This window comes from Stenotrophomonas sp. YJH_SMC_64 (assembly GCF_059371375.1).
Window position 1 is genome coordinate 140897 of record NZ_JCAFUN010000008.1, and the last position, 17959, is coordinate 158855.

The following is a 17959-nucleotide window of genomic DNA, read 5'->3' on the forward strand; positions in this document are numbered from 1 at the left end:
TGCGTCGATTCAGGAGGGCCGGATCCCTTTGCCGCGCAAAGGGATCTGACCCCGGTGCCGGCCACACGCCTGCACTGACCCCCTCTGCACGTATCAGGCGCGCACAATACGCGCATGCCTGCTACCCCCACCGCTGGCGCTGACGCCGCGAAGAAACCCAGCCTGCGCCAGCGCTTCAGGGCGATGCGCAACCTGCCGCCGTTCCTGCGCATGGTCTGGAAGACCAGTCCCGCGCTCACCCTGGCCAGCCTGGGGCTGCGCCTGATCCGCGCGCTGCTGCCGGTGGCGATGCTGTACGTCGGCAAGCTGATCATCGACAGCGCCCTGCACCTGAGCCAGCACGACGCGGGCTTCCCGCCGCTGGGCGAAGCGCTGTCCAGCGGCGTGCTGAATCCGCTGCTGGGCCTGCTGGCGCTGGAATTCGGCCTGGCCATCGCCTCGGACCTGCTCGGCCGGCTGGTCAGCTACGCCGATGCCCTGCTCTCCGAGCTGTTCGCCAACGTCACCAGCATCCGGCTGATGGAACACGCGGCGACGCTGGATCTGGAGGACTTCGAGGACCCGGACCTGCAGGACAAGCTGGACCGTGCGCGGCGCCAGACCATGGGCCGGATGAACCTGATGAGCCAGCTGTTCGGCCAGGTCCAGGACGCGATCACCGTGGCCAGCCTCGCCGTTGGCCTGCTGGTCTACGCACCGTGGCTGATCCTGCTGCTGGTGCTGGCACTGGTGCCGGCCTTCATCGGTGAATCGCACTTCAATGCGGCCGGTTACAGCCTCAACTTCCAGTGGACGCCCGAGCGCCGCCAGCTCGACTACCTGCGCCAGCTCGGTGCCAGCGTGGAAACGGCCAAGGAAGTGAAGATCTACAACCTGCACCGCTTCCTGGTGGAACGCTACCGGCGGCTGTCGGTGGCGCTGTTCCAGGCCAACCGTGCACTGGCCCGGCGCCGCGCGTTCTGGGGCACGCTGCTGGCTGCGCTGGGCACGCTGGGGTATTACACCGCCTACGCCTACATTGCCTGGCGCACGGTGCGCGGCGACTTTTCGATCGGCGACCTGACCTTCCTTGCCGGCAGCTTCCTGCGCCTGCGCCAGCTGCTGGAAGGCCTGCTGATCGGCTTCTCGCAGGTGGCCAGCCAGGCGCTGTACCTGGACGACCTGTTCTCGTTCTTCCAGATCGAGCCGGAAATCCACTCGCGTGAAGGCGCCATACGCGTGCCGCAGCCGATCCGCCAGGGCTTCGTGTTCGAGAACGTCGGCTTCCGCTATCCCGATGCCGAACAGTGGGCGGTGCGCCACCTCGATTTCCAGCTGCAGGCCGGCGAAGTGCTGGCCCTGGTCGGCGAGAACGGCGCGGGCAAGACCACGCTGGTGAAACTGCTGGCACGGCTGTACGAGCCGGACGAAGGCCGCATCCTGCTCGACGGCCGCGACCTGCGCGACTACGACCTGGACGACCTGCGCGCCAACCTCGGGGTGATCTTCCAGGACTTCGTGCGCTACAACCTCAGCGCCGGCGAGAACATCGGCGTCGGCCAGGTCGAGGCGATGGACGACCAGGCAAGAATCGCCGATGCCGCGCGACGAGGCATGGCCGAGGAAGTGATCGACGACCTGCCCGGCGGCTACGACCAGCTGATCGGGCGCCGCTTCAAGCAGGGCGTGGACCTGTCCGGTGGCCAGTGGCAGAAGATCGCCATTGCCCGCGCGTGGATGCGCAATGCGCAGGTGATGATCCTGGATGAGCCAACGGCAGCGCTGGACGCGCGCAGTGAGTTCGAAGTGTTCCAGCGGTTCAGGGAGCTGGCGGATAATCGTACGGCAGTGCTGATTTCCCACCGTTTCTCTTCGGTACGCATGGCCGATCGCATCCTGGTGCTGGCCGATGGCCGCATCGAGGCCAGCGGCACCCATGCGCAGCTGATGGCCCAGGGAGGACGGTACGCCGAGCTGTTCGAGCTGCAGGCGGCGGGTTACCGCTGAGAACGCCTCTCGTTCCGCCCAATGAGAACCCATCTCATTTGAGATAGAATCAACCCCGACGACTTTCGATAGATACGCCCATGTCCTCCGCTTTCGGCGCCGAAACGGTGCTTGAGGTCCGTCACTGGACCGATGCCTACTTCAGTTTCACCACTACCCGCGACAGCGGCTTCCGCTTCGAGAACGGCCAGTTCGTGATGATCGGCCTGGAAACCGAGGCACGGCCGCTGCTGCGCGCCTATTCCATCGCCAGCGCCAACTGGGAAGAGCACCTGGAGTTCTTCAGCATCAAGGTGCAGGACGGCCCGCTGACCTCGCGCCTGCAGCACATCAAGCCGGGCGACAAGGTGCTGGTCGGCAAGAAGCCCACCGGCACCCTGCTGATCAGCGACCTGCACCCGGGCAGGAACCTGTACCTGCTGGGCACGGGCACCGGCATGGCGCCGTGGCTGTCGGTCATCAAGGACCCGGAGACCTACGAGCGCTTCGAGAAGGTGATCCTCTGCCACGGCGTGCGCTACGAGAAGGATCTGGCCTACCGCGATTACTTCGAGAAGGAACTGCGTGAGCACGAGTTCCTGGGCGAGATGATCGGCGACAAGCTGCTGTACTACCCGGCCGTCACCCGCGAGCCGTTCGCCAACCAGGGCCGCCTGACCCAGCTGATGGAAAGCGGCCAGATGCAGCGCACCCTCGGCCTGCCGGAGCTGAGCCCGGAAAACGACCGCGCGATGATCTGCGGCAGCCCGCAGATGCTGGCTGATCTGCGCAGCGTGCTCGATGCCCGCGGCTTCCAGGTCTCGCCGCGCATCGGCCAGCCGGGTCACTACGTGTTCGAGCGCGCGTTCGTCGAGAAATGATCTGCAACGGCAGCCGGCCGCCGGCCGGCTCTCCGTGCGCTCCGGGATTGCCGGCCAGCGGCCGGCACTACCCCCTTCACAGCAGCGCTTCGATCGCGCTGCGCAGCTGTTCCGGCCTGGTGGTTGGCGCAAAGCGCGCAGCCACCCGCCCTTGGCGATCGACCAGGAACTTGCTGAAATTCCACTTGATGCGGGCGCTACCCAGCAGGCCGCGCTTCTCGCGTGACAGCCATGCCCACAACGGATCAGCCCCCTCGCCGTTGACCTCGATCTTCTCCGAAAGCGGGAAGCTGACCGGATAATCCAGCGAACAGAACTGGCGGATCTGCGCGGCGTCCCCCGGCTCCTGCGCGCCGAACTGGTTGCATGGGAAGCCGATCACCACCAGGCCACGCTCGCGATACTCCTGCCACAGCTGTTCCAGCCCGGTGTACTGCGGGGTGAAGCCACAGCGGCTGGCGACATTGACCAGCAACAGCGGGTGACCCCGGTACCCGGCGAGGGCCTGTGGCTGGCCGTCGAGGTCGCGGAAGCTGAAATCGTAGGCAGTCGTCATGGCGGTGAACCGTGGGCGGTGAATGCATGGTACCCGCGCCCGGCCGCGGCAACATGCCTTTTGACACAAGTGCGGGCGCCGCCGGCCGGGTTACCCTCGGGCCCTTGTTTGCCTTACCGGAGTTCCTGCCTTGACCACCCGCCTTGCCCTTGCCGTGGCCATGTCCCTCGGCCTTGCCCTGCCCGCCTTCTCGGCCGGCGCCGCCACCCCGGCCGCCAGCAGCACCGCCCAGCAGGCCAATCCGTTCTTCGCCGAAAGCCCGCTGCCGCTGCACTTCCCGCAGTTCGACAAGATCAAGGACAGCGACTTCGCCCCGGCCTTCGACGCCGGCATGGCGCAGCAGCTGAAGGAAGTGGAGGCCATCGCCAACAACAAGGCCAAGCCGACCTTCGACAACACCATCATCGCCCTGGAAAAGAGCGGTGACATCCTCGACCGCGCGACCACCGTGTTCTTCAGCCTGGTCGGTGCCGACACCAACGACACCCGCAAGAAGCTGCAGGCCGACTACTCGGCGAAGTTCGCCGCGCACAGCGATGCGATCGCGCTGAACGGCAAGCTGTTCGCCCGCATCCAGGCGCTGTACGACACCCGCAGCCAGCTGGGCCTGGACGCCGAAGGCGTGCGCCTGGTCGAGAAGTACTACGACAACTACGTGCGCGCAGGCGCCAAGCTGTCCGACGCCGACAAGGCCAAGCTGAAGGAGATGAACGCCGAGCTGGCCAACCTGGGTACCAAGTTCAGCCAGAACGTGCAGTCGGAGGTGAACGCTTCGGCGATCACCGTCGACGACGTCAAGCAACTGGACGGCCTGTCCAAGGAGCAGATCGCCGCCGCCGCCGAAGCCGCCAAGGCCCGCGGCCAGGACGGCAAGTACGTGATCACCCTGCTCAACACCACCGGCCAGCCGCCGCTGACCAACCTGGCCAACCGCGCCCTGCGCCAGAAGATCTACGAAGCATCGGTGAGCCGCGGCAGCCGCGGCGGTGAGTTCGACAACACCGCGCTGGTCTCGCGCATCATGCAGCTGCGCGCCGACAAGGCCAAGCTGATGGGCTTCCCGAACTTCGCCGCCTACAACCTGACCAACCAGACCGCCAAGACCCCCGAAGCGGTCAACGCGATGCTGGGCAAGCTGGCCCCGGCCGCGGTGGCCAACGCCAAGCGTGAAGCCGCCGACCTGCAGGCGATGATCGACCAGGAACAGAAGGCCGCTGGCAAGCCGACGTTCAAGCTGGAACCGTGGGACTGGGCCTTCTACAGCGAGAAGGTGCGCCAGGCCAAGTACAACTTCGACGAGTCGCAGCTGAAGCCGTACTTCGAAATGAAGAACGTGCTGGAGAACGGCGTGTTCTACGCCGCGGGCCAGGAATTCGGCCTGACCTTCAAGCAGCGCACCGACCTGCCGGTCTACCACGATGACGTCACCGTCTACGACGTGTTCGACGCCGACGGCAGCCAGCTGGCGATCTTCATCTTCGACCCGTATGCACGCGCCTCCAAGCGCGGTGGCGCGTGGATGAACTCCTACGTCTCGCAGTCCAAGCTGACCGGCTTCAAGCCGGTGGTCGCCAATCACCTGAACATTCCGAAGCCGCCGGCCGGCCAGCCGACCCTGCTGACCTGGGACGAGGTGAACACCACGTTCCACGAGTTCGGCCACGCCCTGCACGGCATGTTCTCCAACGTGAAGTACCCGTACTTCTCGGGCACCTCGGTGCCGCGTGACTTCGTCGAGTTCCCCTCGCAGGTCAACGAGATGTGGGCCGACAACCCGGTCATCCTGAAGAACTACGCCAAGCACTACCAGAATGGTTCGGCGATGCCGCAGGCACTGCTGGACAAGGTGCTGGCGGCAGCCAAGTTCAACCAGGGCTTCGCTACCACCGAGTACCTGGGTGCGGCCATGCTGGACCAGCGCTGGCACCAGATCGGCGCCGACCAGGTGCCGGCCGCCAAGGACGTGATGGCCTTCGAGCGCGCCGCGCTGGAGAAGGACGGCATCTACTACGCGCCGGTGCCGCCGCGCTACAAGACCCCGTACTTCAGCCACATCATGGGCGGCTATTCGGCCGGTTACTACGCCTACATCTGGTCGGAAGTGCTCGACGCCAACACCCAGAAGTGGTTCAAGGACAACGGCGGCCTGAGCCGCAAGAACGGCGACCACTTCCGCGCCACCCTGCTGTCCAAGGGCGGCAGCGTCGACGCGATGCAGCTGTTCCGCGATTTCGCCGGCCACGAGCCGCAGATCGAACCGCTGCTGGAAAAGCGTGGCCTGACCGGCGCCGGCAACTGATCGCCCGCGCAGTAGCCTGAAACGAAAAACCGCCCGGGAAACCGGGCGGTTTTTTTGTTGGGACATCCACGCATGGCGTGGATCTACTGGTGGGTGCCGACCGTTGGTCGGCACGATCCATTCGCGCCACGAACCCCGGCATCATCGATCCACACATGACGCACTCCAGTAGATCCGCGCCATGCGTGGATGCGCTTCCAGATCAGCGCCGAAACAGTCGCTCCCACCACCGTCGTTTCGGCGCACCGGGCGCGGCAGCGGCAGTCGATGCGATATCCGGGTGCGCTGCCACGAACTCCGCCAGCTGGGCCGCCGCGGCTTCCGCATAAAGGATCGCGCCATCCGGCGCGCAGTTCAGCAGATTGCTCAAGCTGGTCGATGCATTGAGATCCATCGGGTTCGGCTCGACCACCTCGCTGGCCTCCAGCAATCCGCATCCGCTGGCGATCGCTTCATCGACAACACGCCAGAAAACGACCAGGCGTCCATCGGAGAACAGCTCCTCCAGGCGCGCAGCAAGTGCGCTGTCCACTGCATAATCAGCGCGTAATTGCTTCAGCCGGGCATGCGTGATGAACACGCCACCACCATAGTTTTCACGTAGATGGTTGCCGGCGGCAGCATCCGCCCACTGCAACGGCACCAGTTGCCGCCAGTCCGCGAAATACCGGGCGACCACCGGATCGTCGATGAAAAACGAAAGGGCGCTCCCGCGGAGATAGTGATACCGCCGAAGGTGGCCGGCCACGATCGCCAGGTACAAAGCGTGCCCCTTCTCGAAAGGCACGTCGGCGCTGATCGAGCGAGCCTCGTCGATGCGTTCCTGCAACTGCTCCATGTAGAACGGCTCGATCCGGAACCGCTGTTGCAGCGCCTCGACCAGCGTCACGTCCTCCAGAGCACGGAAATAGATGTCACGGATCTCCGAATCCGCGACTGGATGGTAGGTGATGTCCCAACCCATGCTGCAACGCCTTCAGGAATGCGGTAACCCCGCCGACCCAACAGCGTAGCGTCGACGACGCCCACGCGCGGAGCTGACCGTGCAACACACGGATTTGGCGTCAGTAAGTATCGCATCCGGCCTGATCTACCCCTGCGCACCCTCAGCGTGGCGCCACGTACCCACCCGGTACGCCTTCCGGCGACAGCACCAGCTGCCACAGCTGCGCGTGCCGGCAGCGGAAGGTGGCCATCGATCCGGCCAGGTAGAACCGCCACATGCGGCGGAAATGCTCGTCGTAGCGCGCGTCCAGCTGCGGCCACGCCGCTTCCACGTTGCGTCGCCAAGCCTGCAGGGTGAGGTCGTAGTCGGTGCCGAAGTTGTGCCAGTCCTCCAGCACGAAGCGCCCTTCGAACGCCTTGCTGATCTGCACCGCCGACGGCAGCATTGAATTGGGGAAGATGTAGCGCGCGATCCACGGATCGGTGCGATGCCGCGAGATGTTGGTGCCGATGGTGTGCAGCAGCAGCAACCCGCGCGAAGACAGGCAGCGCCTGGCCACCTCGAAGAAACTGGCGTAGTTCTTGTCGCCGACATGCTCGAACATGCCGATCGAGAAGATCGCATCGAACGGCTCATCCAGTTCGCGATAGTCCTGCAGGCGGATCTCGATCGGCAGGCCGGCGCACAGTTCGCGTGCGAACCCGGCCTGTTCCTGCGAAATGGTCACGCCGACGCCGGTGACGCCGTAGCGCTCTGCTGCGAACTTCAGGGCTTCACCCCAGCCACAGCCGATGTCCAGCACACGCTGCCCGGGGCGCAGCCCCAGCTTGCGGCAGACCAGGTCCAGCTTGGCCTCCTGCGCGGCATCGAGATCACCGGCATTGCGCCAGTAGCCGCAGCTGTACACCAGGCGTTGGCCGAGCATGGCCTGGTAGAGGTCGTTGCCAAGATCGTAGTGGCGGCGGCCCACTTCGTAGCTGCCCTGCCCGACCTGCAGGTTGAACAGGCGCGCCTTCAGCGCATCGGCCACTTCGCGCCAACCGTGCACCCGTTCATCCAGGTGTGCCTGCATCAGGTGGACGAGGAATTCATCGAGGACGTTGGCATCCCACCAACCGTCCATGTAGCTCTCGCCGAGGCCAAGCGAGCCGTGCGCCATGACCCGCGCGAAAAAGCGCGGGTCATGCACCTGGATGTCCTGTGGCTGGGTGCCGCCGATGCGGACCCCGGCTTCCTGCAGCAGGCCGGCGACCCGCTCCTGCAACCCTGTATCCACGCCACCTCCTCGACTGCGGTCAACCGCGTGCGAACAGCTCCACGTAGTCCTTGGCCACGTGCGGCAACAGCACCGCCGCCGGTACGTCGGCGGTCTGGGTGCCGTCCGAGTATGGACCCACCTGGTACGGCGGGAAAACAAAGCGCAGCGCGGTGATCTGCCCCTTGTCGTTGGTCAGCGGCTGGAACTGGCTGAAATTGTCGGCCTGGGGGCCGGTACCGTCGGCGATCATGCGCGATGCGTTACGCAGCGATTCCTGCAGCTGGGCCGGGTCCATGTCCTCGCCACTGAGGCGGGTGGCCACGCGTTCGCGCAGCTGGTCGGCGACGAAATCACTGATCGCCTTCCAGCCCTTGGCATCGGCCACCAGCTTGTCGGCACTGAGCATCTGCTGCTGCGCCGGCAGCCACACGAAACGCGCCACCAGCGGCTCGCCGTGGGCGCCACCGGTATAGCGGCTGCCATCGGCACTGACCACCACCAGCTGCGGCGTTTCCAGCAGCTTCTCGAAGCTCAGCGACAGTTCGTAGGGCATGGTCGGCTTGTCATTGCCGAGCCCGTCCAATGCCTGCTGCAGGTCGCTGCGTGCGCTGGTTGCGTAGTTCTGCAGCGCGCGCGCCAGGCCCGGGTAGCGATCGATGCCGGCCGGGTAGCTGATGCCCACCACTTCGCGCTCGTTGTTCTCGATCACGTCGCGCAGGTCCAGCGGCGCTTCCGTGGCCGGCGTTTCACCTGCGGCAGTGGCCTCGGCGGCGGGGGCCGCGTCGGTCGCCGGTGCCGGCTCGCTTTCACGCTGGCAACCGGCCAGCAACAGCACGCCCACCACGCCGGCCAGCACGCTGCCGTGCAATGGCCGGTTGTTTCCAATCTTCATCGGGATCCCCTGTTCATGTTTGTACATCATCGCCTGCCATGGCTGAAGCGTGGCCCGCTGGCATTCAGCCAGCGAGCAGGTCGTGGTACTCCTCGTGCCGCTGCAGGAAGGCCTCGGCGTAGGAACATGCCGGCACCACCTTGTACTTCTGCTCGCGGGCAAAGCGCAGTGCCACGCGGGTCAGCTCACCTGCGATGCCACGGCCGGCAATCGGCTCGGGTACCTCGGTGTGGGTGATGACCATGCGCCTGCGTTTGATCTGGTAATCGAGCACCGCCAGCTGTCCGCGCACACGGGCGGTGAAGCGATGGTTGGCCAGGTCGTGTTCGACCTCATAGGCCAGACCGGGGGGCGTGACCGAAGCCATGGAACTGTCTCCTGCGGCGACTGCGTGGATGGTGCGCAGCCGGGCGCCATGATCGCGTGAAGCCTGAACAGGGGCAAGTCCAATCCATTCACGTCAGTTTTCGACCCTCAAGCTGGAGCGAGGACGGCCGCTATCGCCTGTGGAGGGGTACGGCCATGCTGGCACGGCCCTTGCGACCGTTGATCATGCGCACCACCGCGGAGGCTCCGATGCACCCCAGCGATTCCCATTCCGACACCGACCGCGCCCTGCTGGAGGGCCTGCTGCAGCTGGCGGTGGAAGGGCAGACCGAAGATCAGGATTTCCAGCGCATCGGCGAAGAGGTATTCGCCCGCCTGCTGGACACCTACGGCCAGCAGACCCGCGCCTGACCAGGAGCGGGTCCCTGCCCCCGGGGTCGGATCCAGTGGATCCGACCCCAGCCCCTCAACCGCCGCCGAGACGGAAGGTCGGGTTGGAAAGCTCGCGCAGGAAGTGGGTGAAGATGCTCGGCTGCATGGCCAGCATGAAGATCACACCGAACGCCGCGCCCGCCAGGTGGGCGCTGTGGTTGATGCGATCACCACCGCGCTTGTCCATCCAGATGCTGTAGCCCACGTAGAACGCGGCATAGACAATGGCCGGTGCCGGGATGAAGAACACCAGGATGATCGACCACGGCTTGATCAGGATGAAGGCGAACAACACCGCCGACACCGCTCCGGACGCGCCCAGGCTGAGGTAGTTCGGGTTCTTCTGGTTCTTCAGGTAGCTGGGCAGGATCGAGACCAGCAGCGCACCGATGTAGAACGCCGGGTAGGTCAGGTAGCTGCCGGTCAGCTGCACCATCACGCTCTCGATGAATCCCCCGAAGAAGAACAGGGTGATCATGTTGAAGATCAGGTGCGACCAGTCGGCGTGGATGAAGCCATAGGTCACCAGCCGGTCGTACTGGCGGTGACGGTCGATGGCCGGCGGCCACAGGATCAGGCGGTCGGCCAGCTTGCGGTTGTTGAACGCCATCCACGACAGGAGGGCGGTGATGGCGATCAACAGCAGATTGACGGGGGTCATGTCAGGCTCAGGCGCTACGGTAGTTGTCGACCATACGATAGCGTTTCGCGTACCAACCGAAGGCCAACGCCGCGACGAAGGCGAAACCGGCGAAGAAGAACATCAGGAATGCCGCCTCGCTCAGGCCCGTACTGGCGATCTTGTGGGTCACCGCATCGTTGCGCACAGCAGCGTTGGACAGCAGCACCCACAGGTTGCCGATGGTGGTGGTCAGGTTCCAGAAGCTCATCACCACGCCCTTCATCGCCTGCGGCGCCTGGCTGTAGGCGAACTCCAGGCCGGTGGCCGAGACCAGCACCTCACCGAAGGTCAGCAGCGCATACGGCAGCATCTGCCAGAAGATCGACATGGCATTGCCACCGTCCATCACCACCTGGATGCCGCCGACCACGATCCAGGCCAGGCCGCTGAAGGCGATGCCGGCGGTCATGCGGCGCAGCGCGGTCGGCTCGAAGCCGAAGCGGCGCAGGGCCGGGTACAGCACCAGGTTGTTGAACGGAATCAGGATCATCACCAGCAGCGGGTTCAGCGCCTGCATCTGCGAGGCGGTGAACCAGCTCGGCATCTGCATCTGCTGGCCCTGCAGGACCCAGGTCGAGGCCTTCTGGTCGAACAGCGAGAAGAACGGCGTGGTCAGCGCGAAGATCACCAGCACGCGCAGCACCGAGCGCACGCCTTCAACCGCTTCGGCCGGATGCTGGCCACGGGCGCGATCGAGCTGCAGCCAGGTGCCACCGCCGATGCCCGCCAGGATCGACACCAGCGCCAGGCACAGGCAGATGACGATGCCCAGCGAGCCGACCAGGCCGAAAGAGGCCGCTGCCAGCACCAGGCCGAGCACGGCGATCACCAGGCCCGGACGGCCCTGGCCGGCCACGCGCGTGGTCAGTGCGGTACGCACCACGTTGGCGAACGAATGCGGGTCCTTCGGCGGCAGCGGTACCAGCACGTAGCGCTTGCGACCCAGCCAGAACACGAAAGTGGCGATGAACATCAGGATGCCCGGGATGCCGAACGCCCACTGCGGGCCCCAGTTCTTCAGCACCAGCGGGATCAGCAGCGAGGCGAACAGCGAGCCGAAGTTGATGATCCAGTAGAAGGCGTCGAAAACGATCTTGGCCAGGTGCTTGTTGCTCTGGTCGAACTGGTCGCCCATGAACGAGGCCACCAGCGGCTTGATGCCACCGGCACCCAGCGCGATCAGGCCCAGGCCGAGGAAGAAGCCCTCGCGGCTGTTCTCGAACAGCGCCAGGCACAGATGGCCGGCACAGTAGACCAGGCTGAACCAGAGAATGGTGTGGTACTTGCCGAAGAACCTGTCGGCCAGCCAGCCTCCGAGCAGCGGGAAGAAATACACGCCGATCATGAAGCTGTGCATGATGTCCTTGGCTTCACCGGCACGGCCTTCCGCAGTGATTTCCTGCAGCAGCAGCGAGGTGATCAGGAACTGCACCAGGATGTTGCGCATCCCGTAGAAACTGAACCGCTCGCAGGCCTCATTGCCGATGATGTACGGGATCTGGCGCGGCATCTTTCCCTGGCCGGCGATGGGGGCAACTGCGTCGTGGCTCATCCTGTAAGGCAATCCTGCAAAGCGAAAGGCGCCAAGGTTACCGGAAGCAGGGCTTGCGAAGCACGCTGCAGGGCTGCATGACAACGGTGCCAATCCGTGGCAGGCAACGCCACTACATGCCGGAAGTCACGGCACCTGCACGACAAAAGCGTAAACTTATCGTTATGCGCCCCCTCGCCCACGCCCGTCTCCTGCTCAGCTGTCTCGTGCTGCTGCTGGCGTTGCAGGCACAGGCGCGGCCGCAGGCACCGGCCGCCGCCAGCGGTGAGGCCGAGCCCCGGCAGCTGACCGTGGCCGCGCTGGAACTGCCCAGCCGCGATGATGCGCAGTGGAAGCAGCGCCGCGAACAGGTGGCGCACCTGCTCACCGAGCTGCAGCCGGACGTGATCTCCGTACAGCAGGTGCTGCAGCAGCAGGGCCGCAATCCGGCCTGCTGGCTGGCCAGCCGGCTGCGCTACAGCTGCGACTTCGTTACCGCCGATCCGCCCAGCCAGCCGTTGCGGCATGGCAACGCGATGCTGACCCGGCTGCCGGTCAGCGAGGATGGCGTAACCCTGCTGCACCCACCCGGCACCTTCAGCGCCGCCGGCATGATGCGGCTGAAGCTGGGCCAGGCGCTGGTCAACATCTATGTGGCACGGCTGCGCCCGGACCCGGACGAGGCCACTGCCCGCCAGCACCAGACCAGCGACCTGATGACCTGGATCGGCGCCACCGCCGAGGGCATGCCCAGCCTGATCGCCGGTGATTTCTCGGCAACTACCGTCGAGCTCGTGCGCAGTACCCCGGGGTTCCAGCCGGCCCGGCGCAATCCGGGCGGCCGCCCCGAGCCGCCGGCGGCCAGCGGCGGTGGCGCCAGTGGTCATGGCCTGGACGTGCTGTTCCAGGTCAAGCACTTCGGCGGCATCCGCCAGCAGCCGATCCTGCTGCCGGCCGACGGTGACCTGCCGGGCCTGCGTCTGGGCGTAATGGCCACCCTGCGCCTGCAGGGCGATACGGCCACGGCCGAATAGGTAGTGCCGGCCGCTGGCCGGCATTCCAGGGCTGCCGGCCAGCGGCCGGCACTACCAATGCGGAAAACAAAAAGGCCGGGGTCTCCCCCGGCCTCTTCATTTCATCCAGCGACGCAGATCAGGCAATCGCTTCCTGGTAACGGCGCTCGACTTCGTTCCAGTCGATGACGTTGAAGAACGCGCCGATGTATTCCGGGCGGCGGTTCTGGTACTTCAGGTAGTACGCGTGTTCCCACACGTCCAGGCCGAGGACGGGAGTGTTGCCTTCCATCAGCGGGCTGTCCTGGTTGCCGGTGCTCTCGACCACCACCTTCTTGTCCGGAGTCACGCTCAGCCAGGCCCAGCCGCTGCCGAAACGGGTCAGCGCTGCCTTGGTGAAGGCGTCCTTGAACTTGTCGAAGCCGCCCAGGTCCTTGTCGATGGCCTTGGCCACGTCGCCCACCGGGTTGCCGCCCGCGTTCGGTGCCATCACGGTCCAGAACAGCGAGTGGTTGGCATGGCCGCCACCGTTGTTGCGCACCGGACCCTGCAGGTTCTCCGGCAGCGACTTGAGCTTCTTCACCAGTTCTTCGACCGGCAGGTCAGCGTACTCGGTGCCTTCCAGCGCCGCGTTGACGTTGTTGATGTAGGTCTGGTGATGCTTGGTGTGATGGATTTCCATCGTCGCCGCATCGATATGCGGTTCCAGCGCGTCGTAGGCGTAGGACAGCTTGGGCAGGGTATAGGCCATGATGCATCTCCTGATTGCGAGGGCACCCGACGGTGTCGGGCGTTGCGCGGTGAATGATGGGGACAGACCGCCAGATTACCAAGGGGGATGTAAAGGAAATTGCGTCCTGCCGGTGAGCACGACGGCAATTGTTACGCAGCGGTGACGCGGCGCCGTCCTCATGCACCGTGCAGCGCGCAGGCGCTACAGTGCGAGCACCACCCTCGCCCGCTTCCTTGCCCATGCGCAACCCCCGGCTGCTGATCACCGCCATCGCCCTGCTGCTGCTCGGCCTGGTCGTCAACCATTTCATGCAGCGCCCGCCGGCGCCGCAGTTCGCGCCGGACCTGCAGGGTGCGCCTGCCGCGCGCGCACCGGCCACGGCCACGCCCGGCAAGGGCAACGGTCTGCCCGCCTTCCTGCCCGCCGAAGCCCTGCAGACGATCGCGCTGATCCAGCGCGGCGGGCCGTTCCCGCACCGCCAGGATGGCAGCACCTTCGGTAACCGCGAACAGCAGCTGCCGCAGCGTCCGCGCGGTTACTACCGCGAATACACCGTGGACACCCCCGGCGCGCGCACCCGTGGCACGCGCCGCATCGTCACCGGCGGCGATCCGCCGGAGGCGTGGTACTACACCGACGACCACTACGAATCGTTCCGCAGCTTCACCGTACCGGCCCAGGGAGCGCAGTGATGAGCCACGATGATTTCGGCCTCGGCCTGCATGACATCAACAATGCCGGCGTCTACGCCATCGACAGCGACGACATCGGCGCACTGGCCGCAGCGATGCGCGATGCCGGCCTGAAGGTGATCCGCATCGACCTGGAAGGCGTGGCCGACAAGCGCACCCTGCTCGCCCGGCTGGCGGCGCAGCTGGATTTCCCGGCTGGCTTCGGTGGCAACTGGGATGCACTGTCGGACAACCTGCGTGATCTGCAATGGCTGCCGGCCAACGGTTACGCGCTGTTCCTGGCCGACGTGGATACGTTGCGCGCCTCCACACAGAAGGATTTCGACACGTTGCTGGACGTGATGGACGAAGCCAGCCGCGACTGGGTCGGCCGCGACGTGCCGTTCTGGGTGTTCCTGTCGCAGAGCGCGTAGGGCAATGCCCTGGTAGAGGCCGACCTTGGTCGGCGTTCCTGTGCCAACCAAGGTTGGCACCTACCCAAACGCGAGCCGGCCAGCGTGTGGCGCGCGCGCCTTGCCTAGCGGCTCCCGTTATCTTCCTGCAGCTCTTTCTTGAACGGAATGTCCGGCGGCGGCCGTGCCACCGCCGGCTGGTCCTGCATGTTCGGATTGGTGAGGCCGCAGCCGCCACCCGCCTGCAGGATCGAGATCACGCAGGAGATCTTCGTACCGGTGCCCGGCAACGGAATCTCCATCGACTTGATGCCCTTGCGCACCCATTCGGCCAGCAGTGATTCCTGCGGCACCCAATACTTGTCGAACGAGGTCGGCGTGTAATCGTACGGCGGTCGCTTCAACCAGGTGCCAGACTGCGCGATGCGCTCCTTGCTCCAGCCATCGTTGGCGCCACCGGGGGCACCACGTTCGGCGTGAACGCCACCTTCCTGCCCCGGCACGCGCACGCTGCCGTCGGCATTGAACAGGCCATTGCCCTTGCCGGCGGCACTGGCCTGGCTTGCGCCCCTGCTGGCGCCGTCGTGGTTGCGGCTCGACGCGCCCCAGTCGTCGCCCTTGGCAGGCGTAGCCCAGTTGCCCGGGTTGGGAGCCGGACGCGCGCCGGCCTGGGCCGGTGTCGTGCTGGAGGCGGATGGCCGTGGCGTGCTGCTGTTGGCCTGGGTTGCAGTGCTACTGGCCGCAGGCGCGGGCGTTGCCGCTGGCGCGCTGCCACTGGACGTTGAAGGCGCCGCCGCGGGTGCCGACGCAACTTCGCGCTCGCGCACCTGCAGGTCACGGCCTGCCGGCGCACGCACGGTCGGCTCGCGCCCGGCCACAGCAGCCATCCGTACCTGCGGATCGACCACGGCCTGCACTTCGCGCTCGCGCACCTGCACATCGCGCTGCGGCACACGGACCTGTACATCGGCCGTGCGCAGCGGCTGCGATATCGCCGGTGCATCGACCGTACTGATTTCACGCTCCTGCACCGGGATGTCACGCAGCTGCGGCGTCCGCACCGCGATCTCCGGCGCACGCAGTGCGGCCGGGGCCGGCGGCGCCTGCACCGGCTGCACGCTGCGCTCGCGCACCGTCGGTACCGTGTCGCGCGGCACGATGCTGATCTCCGTGCGCGGCACGCTGACAGGTGGCACCACGAAATCCGCACTGGCCTCGGCTACTTCGGTGGCCTGCACCGGAGACGGCGGCGGTGCCGCGACCGGCGCCGGCTCGGATTCGGCGGGCGGCGGTGGCACGCTGGCCACTGCAGCCGGAGCGGGTGCGGACGCAGCTGCCGACGCGGACGCCGGACGCGGCTCAGGCGCCGTTGCGGCCCCTGCGTTCTGGCCAGCTGCAACCTGGCCCGGCGGTGCAGCGGCCGCCGCTTCCGCACCTGGCTGATCGCCACCGCCCTCCCGGGTAGCGCGACCGACGAACTCCACCTGCACGCGCTCGCCCTCGGCGCCTTGTTCTTCCGGTGCCGAGGTGCGGATCACTGCCACCCATAGCAGCAGCATGAAGAACAGCAGATGCAGCAGCGCACTGGCCAAGGCCGAGACCCAACGCATCCAGCGCTGGTCGCGCGGCGCAGCATCCCAGTCCTGCCAGAACAGACGGCGCAACGCTTGCAAGGGTGACAACCGGGGCAACTGCCCGGGTGGCCCCGGCAGCGGACGCGGCAGCAGCACCGCGATCAACTCGCTGGCGTGCAGCGGCCGCGGCAACGGACCGAGCGAGCGCAGCCACAGCGCCCAGCCATACGGCAGGCGCGTGGTTTTCTCAAGGACGGCCCTGGGCTGCTGGCGGGCCAGCAGCAGGTCGATGAACTGCTCGGCCCGGGTCAGAGGCACGCGTCAGCGATCAGGCGGCGTTGCCGCGAGGGATATACGGCGCGTGGCCACTGTCGTGGTCGGTCGCGTCGCGCACGGCGGTCACGCCCGGCACGCGGCCCATCAGGGTCTTTTCAATGCCCTGCTTGAGGGTCACGTCGGCCATGCCGCAGCCTTGGCAACCGCCACCGAAGCGCAGCAGCACCACGCCTTCGGCCGAAACTTCCTGCACGGCCACCTTGCCGCCATGCGAGGCCAGCTGCGGATTGATTTCGTTTTCCACCACCCAGTGCACGCGCTCGACCAGCGAGGCGGCATCGCCGGGCGCTTCGCCCTTGATGCGCGGCGCCTTGATGGTCAGCTGCTGGGTACCGGCACTGCCGGCGACGATGTCGATCTCGGCGCCATCGAGCCAACCGACGCTGCCGGCATCAACGTAGAGCGTGAAACCATCGCAGTCCACCGCCCACTCGTCGCCGAGCAGGTCGGTCGGTTCGGCGAACTCCAGCCGGGCGTCGGCGCGCGGGGTGCCGGGATCGACCGCGCTCAAGCGCACACCCATGCCGGGCACGCCCTCGCGTTCGATCAGCTTGCGGAAATGGGTCTGGGCAGTGTCGGAGATCTGGATCATCAGGCTATTCTAGCCAAGTAAGCGTCAGCCGCTCATTCGATTTATACACCGTCCGGCGCATTGTTCAGTCAACACGAGGTGGAGATTCCCATGGCCGACCTGATTCCACTGGCCCAGGCCCGTTGCGTGCCGCGCAAAGGCAGCGACCACAAGCTCGGCGAAGCCCGCCTGGCCGAACTGCTGCCGCAGATTCCCGGCTGGGAGCTGAGCGAGGGCGGACAGGCCCTGACGCGCACCTTCCGCTTCAAGGATTACTACGCCACCATGGCCTTCGTGAACGCGCTGGCCTGGATTGCCCACCGCGAGGACCACCATCCGGACCTGGGCGTGCACTACGACCGCGCTGTGGTGCGCTTTTCCACCCACGACGTGGGCGGCCTGAGCGAGAACGACTTCATCTGCGCTGCGAAGACTTCGGCCCTGACGGAGCAACTGCCATGAACGTACGCTTGCTGAGCCTGTCCCTGATTGCTGCGACCGGCCTGGCCGGTTGTGGCCCGTCGGAACCGCCGGCACCACCGCCGCCGCCGCCGACCGAAGTGGCCGCGGTGAAGACGCCGCCACCGCAGTACCCGCTTGAACTGGCCTGCATGGGCGTAGGCGGCACCAGCACCTTCAAGGTGACCATCGGCACCGACGGCAAGCCAAGCGAGGTCGCCCTGCTGACCGGCGCCGGCAACCCGCAGCTGGACGAACTGGCCAAAACGACCGTTCAGGGCTGGCAGTTCAAGGCTGCCACCCGCAACGGCGCTGCCGTGCCGGCCACCATCCAGGTGCCGGTCAGCTTCAACCCGCCGCAGCCGAAGCCCGATCAGTGCTTCGCCATCGAAGAACGCCTGCGCCGCGGCGGCTGATCGC

At 66.2% G+C, this 17959-nt stretch carries 19 protein-coding genes; 9 read left to right on the forward strand and 10 right to left on the reverse strand.

The genetic code is table 11. The features are described 5' to 3' along the window. Positions 1 to 114 precede the first annotated feature (114 nt). Positions 115 to 1986, forward strand: coding sequence for an ABC transporter ATP-binding protein (locus AC5P9L_RS10390; RefSeq protein WP_227416064.1), 1872 nt, complete (start codon positions 115 to 117; stop codon positions 1984 to 1986). 80 nt (positions 1987 to 2066) lie between these two features. Continuing rightward, positions 2067 to 2846 carry a ferredoxin--NADP reductase gene (locus AC5P9L_RS10395; RefSeq protein WP_005410300.1) on the forward strand — a complete coding sequence of 260 codons (780 nt, stop codon included), beginning with the start codon at positions 2067 to 2069 and terminating at the stop codon, positions 2844 to 2846. A 76-nt stretch (positions 2847 to 2922) separates the two neighbouring features. Here AC5P9L_RS10395 and AC5P9L_RS10400 read toward each other — a convergent pair whose 3' ends face one another. After that, positions 2923 to 3402 carry a glutathione peroxidase gene (locus AC5P9L_RS10400; protein ID WP_005413962.1) on the reverse strand — a complete coding sequence of 160 codons (480 nt, stop codon included), beginning with the start codon at positions 3400 to 3402 and terminating at the stop codon, positions 2923 to 2925. 130 nt (positions 3403 to 3532) lie between these two features. Here AC5P9L_RS10400 and AC5P9L_RS10405 point away from each other — a divergent pair, with 130 nt between their 5' ends. Then, a complete protein-coding gene (locus tag AC5P9L_RS10405) occupies positions 3533 to 5701 on the forward strand; it encodes a M3 family metallopeptidase (protein WP_005410302.1) in 2169 nt (722 codons plus the stop codon). A gap of 202 nt (positions 5702 to 5903) precedes the next feature. Here the strand turns inward: AC5P9L_RS10405 and AC5P9L_RS10410 are convergent, their stop codons facing one another. The 4 genes from AC5P9L_RS10410 to AC5P9L_RS10425 form a co-directional block, all read right to left on the reverse strand. Then, positions 5904 to 6665 (reverse strand): hypothetical protein, encoded by a 762-nt coding sequence (locus AC5P9L_RS10410; protein WP_012480798.1) that lies wholly within the window; start codon positions 6663 to 6665, stop codon positions 5904 to 5906. Between the two features lie 142 nt (positions 6666 to 6807). Next, positions 6808 to 7923, reverse strand: a complete 1116-nt coding sequence (gene cfa / locus AC5P9L_RS10415; protein WP_012480799.1) for a cyclopropane fatty acyl phospholipid synthase — start codon at positions 7921 to 7923, stop codon at positions 6808 to 6810. A 19-nt stretch (positions 7924 to 7942) separates the two neighbouring features. Next, positions 7943 to 8824 (reverse strand): DUF3298 and DUF4163 domain-containing protein, encoded by an 882-nt coding sequence (locus tag AC5P9L_RS10420; RefSeq protein WP_005410304.1) that lies wholly within the window; start codon positions 8822 to 8824, stop codon positions 7943 to 7945. A gap of 37 nt (positions 8825 to 8861) precedes the next feature. Continuing rightward, positions 8862 to 9164, reverse strand: coding sequence for a GNAT family N-acetyltransferase (locus AC5P9L_RS10425; RefSeq protein ID WP_005410305.1), 303 nt, complete (start codon positions 9162 to 9164; stop codon positions 8862 to 8864). A 209-nt stretch (positions 9165 to 9373) separates the two neighbouring features. Between AC5P9L_RS10425 and AC5P9L_RS10430 the strand changes: the two genes are divergently transcribed. Continuing rightward, the gene (locus AC5P9L_RS10430; RefSeq protein ID WP_005413966.1) at positions 9374 to 9535 is read left to right on the forward strand and encodes a hypothetical protein; all 162 of its coding nucleotides are present in this window, start codon (positions 9374 to 9376) and stop codon (positions 9533 to 9535) included. A gap of 55 nt (positions 9536 to 9590) precedes the next feature. Here AC5P9L_RS10430 and AC5P9L_RS10435 read toward each other — a convergent pair whose 3' ends face one another. Both AC5P9L_RS10435 and AC5P9L_RS10440 read right to left on the reverse strand, forming a co-directional pair. Next, positions 9591 to 10217: a rhomboid family intramembrane serine protease gene (locus AC5P9L_RS10435; protein WP_005410307.1), complete on the reverse strand. Its 627-nt coding sequence runs from the start codon at positions 10215 to 10217 to the stop codon at positions 9591 to 9593. 7 nt (positions 10218 to 10224) lie between these two features. Next, positions 10225 to 11790, reverse strand: a complete 1566-nt coding sequence (locus AC5P9L_RS10440; protein WP_005413967.1) for a POT-type proton-dependent oligopeptide transporter — start codon at positions 11788 to 11790, stop codon at positions 10225 to 10227. Between the two features lie 164 nt (positions 11791 to 11954). Here AC5P9L_RS10440 and AC5P9L_RS10445 point away from each other — a divergent pair, with 164 nt between their 5' ends. Next, complete coding sequence (locus AC5P9L_RS10445; RefSeq protein ID WP_032965923.1) at positions 11955 to 12803, forward strand: endonuclease/exonuclease/phosphatase family protein; 849 nt, start codon at positions 11955 to 11957, stop codon at positions 12801 to 12803. A gap of 118 nt (positions 12804 to 12921) precedes the next feature. On the opposite strand, the gene AC5P9L_RS10450 is transcribed toward AC5P9L_RS10445, so the two are convergent. After that, positions 12922 to 13533: a superoxide dismutase gene (locus AC5P9L_RS10450; RefSeq protein WP_060381159.1), complete on the reverse strand. Its 612-nt coding sequence runs from the start codon at positions 13531 to 13533 to the stop codon at positions 12922 to 12924. Between the two features lie 221 nt (positions 13534 to 13754). Between AC5P9L_RS10450 and AC5P9L_RS10455 the strand changes: the two genes are divergently transcribed. Next, entirely contained in the window at positions 13755 to 14207 is a 453-nt protein-coding gene (locus tag AC5P9L_RS10455; protein WP_111101752.1) for a guanyl-specific ribonuclease, read from the forward strand. Continuing rightward, positions 14207 to 14620 carry a barstar family protein gene (locus tag AC5P9L_RS10460; RefSeq protein ID WP_032129660.1) on the forward strand — a complete coding sequence of 138 codons (414 nt, stop codon included), beginning with the start codon at positions 14207 to 14209 and terminating at the stop codon, positions 14618 to 14620. Before AC5P9L_RS10455 ends, AC5P9L_RS10460 begins: the two co-directional genes overlap by 1 nt. 104 nt (positions 14621 to 14724) lie before the next feature. Here the strand turns inward: AC5P9L_RS10460 and AC5P9L_RS10465 are convergent, their stop codons facing one another. Then, positions 14725 to 16491 carry a hypothetical protein gene (locus AC5P9L_RS10465; RefSeq protein WP_227416063.1) on the reverse strand — a complete coding sequence of 589 codons (1767 nt, stop codon included), beginning with the start codon at positions 16489 to 16491 and terminating at the stop codon, positions 14725 to 14727. 10 nt (positions 16492 to 16501) lie between these two features. Continuing rightward, positions 16502 to 17101 (reverse strand): NfuA family Fe-S biogenesis protein, encoded by a 600-nt coding sequence (locus AC5P9L_RS10470; RefSeq protein WP_005410314.1) that lies wholly within the window; start codon positions 17099 to 17101, stop codon positions 16502 to 16504. A 90-nt stretch (positions 17102 to 17191) separates the two neighbouring features. Between AC5P9L_RS10470 and AC5P9L_RS10475 the strand changes: the two genes are divergently transcribed. Together AC5P9L_RS10475 and AC5P9L_RS10480 are read left to right on the forward strand one after the other, a co-directional pair. Beyond that, positions 17192 to 17542, forward strand: a complete 351-nt coding sequence (locus tag AC5P9L_RS10475) for a 4a-hydroxytetrahydrobiopterin dehydratase (protein ID WP_005410315.1) — start codon at positions 17192 to 17194, stop codon at positions 17540 to 17542. Beyond that, positions 17539 to 17955: an energy transducer TonB gene (locus tag AC5P9L_RS10480; protein ID WP_111150986.1), complete on the forward strand. Its 417-nt coding sequence runs from the start codon at positions 17539 to 17541 to the stop codon at positions 17953 to 17955. The genes AC5P9L_RS10475 and AC5P9L_RS10480 overlap by 4 nt, the downstream gene beginning before the upstream one ends. The last annotated feature ends 4 nt before the right edge of the window (positions 17956 to 17959 follow it).

Coding starts and splice junctions, on each gene's coding strand:
- AC5P9L_RS10390 (WP_227416064.1), top strand. CDS start 115: ATGCCTGCTACCCCCACCGCTGGCGCTGACGCCGCGAAGAAACCCAGC.
- AC5P9L_RS10395 (WP_005410300.1), top strand. CDS start 2,067: ATGTCCTCCGCTTTCGGCGCCGAAACGGTGCTTGAGGTCCGTCACTGG.
- AC5P9L_RS10400 (WP_005413962.1), bottom strand. CDS start 3,402: ATGACGACTGCCTACGATTTCAGCTTCCGCGACCTCGACGGCCAGCCA.
- AC5P9L_RS10410 (WP_012480798.1), bottom strand. CDS start 6,665: ATGGGTTGGGACATCACCTACCATCCAGTCGCGGATTCGGAGATCCGT.
- AC5P9L_RS10420 (WP_005410304.1), bottom strand. CDS start 8,824: ATGTACAAACATGAACAGGGGATCCCGATGAAGATTGGAAACAACCGG.
- AC5P9L_RS10425 (WP_005410305.1), bottom strand. CDS start 9,164: ATGGCTTCGGTCACGCCCCCCGGTCTGGCCTATGAGGTCGAACACGAC.
- AC5P9L_RS10430 (WP_005413966.1), top strand. CDS start 9,374: ATGCACCCCAGCGATTCCCATTCCGACACCGACCGCGCCCTGCTGGAG.
- AC5P9L_RS10435 (WP_005410307.1), bottom strand. CDS start 10,217: ATGACCCCCGTCAATCTGCTGTTGATCGCCATCACCGCCCTCCTGTCG.
- AC5P9L_RS10440 (WP_005413967.1), bottom strand. CDS start 11,790: ATGAGCCACGACGCAGTTGCCCCCATCGCCGGCCAGGGAAAGATGCCG.
- AC5P9L_RS10445 (WP_032965923.1), top strand. CDS start 11,955: ATGCGCCCCCTCGCCCACGCCCGTCTCCTGCTCAGCTGTCTCGTGCTG.
- AC5P9L_RS10450 (WP_060381159.1), bottom strand. CDS start 13,533: ATGGCCTATACCCTGCCCAAGCTGTCCTACGCCTACGACGCGCTGGAA.
- AC5P9L_RS10455 (WP_111101752.1), top strand. CDS start 13,755: ATGCGCAACCCCCGGCTGCTGATCACCGCCATCGCCCTGCTGCTGCTC.
- AC5P9L_RS10460 (WP_032129660.1), top strand. CDS start 14,207: ATGAGCCACGATGATTTCGGCCTCGGCCTGCATGACATCAACAATGCC.
- AC5P9L_RS10470 (WP_005410314.1), bottom strand. CDS start 17,101: ATGATCCAGATCTCCGACACTGCCCAGACCCATTTCCGCAAGCTGATC.
- AC5P9L_RS10475 (WP_005410315.1), top strand. CDS start 17,192: ATGGCCGACCTGATTCCACTGGCCCAGGCCCGTTGCGTGCCGCGCAAA.
- AC5P9L_RS10480 (WP_111150986.1), top strand. CDS start 17,539: ATGAACGTACGCTTGCTGAGCCTGTCCCTGATTGCTGCGACCGGCCTG.